This window comes from Citrobacter sp. VF227 (assembly GCF_052950715.1).
In genome coordinates, this window is record NZ_JBRFVF010000619.1 from 1 (window position 1) to 435 (window position 435).

At 55.2% G+C, this 435-nt stretch carries 1 pseudogene; it reads right to left on the reverse strand.

Annotated elements, in window-relative coordinates:
- Positions 1-435: pseudogene (locus ACU8YC_RS28205) on the reverse strand (putative PEP-binding protein); the annotation flags it as partial.

Here is a 435-nt window from a genome sequence, read left to right on the forward strand (position 1 = left end):
GGGTTTCGGGATCGCATAGCCGATCATCCCTTCCCCTTCGCGTCCGGCGCGTTCAATCAAACGTCGCGCTTCGTCGACTTCATCAATGCTGGTTACCATCGGCAACAACATGCTTAGGTTGCCGGTTGCAGCGTTGGCACGCAGCATCGCTCGAACCTGGATCAAAAAGATCTCCGGTTGATCGAGCGTGATGCGGATCCCACGCCAGCCGAGGCACGGGCTTTCTTCACTGATCGGCATGTAGGGCAGTTGCTTGTCGGCACCGACATTCAGCGTACGCAGGGTCACCGGCTTGTCGTTAAACATTTGCATCATGCCCTGGTACGGCGCAACCTGTTCTTCTTCTTAAGGAAAACCGCTTTGCAGCATGAACGGACTTTCGGTGCGATACAGGCCAATACTGTCGATTCTACTACCCAGCTTCCCTTCATGACC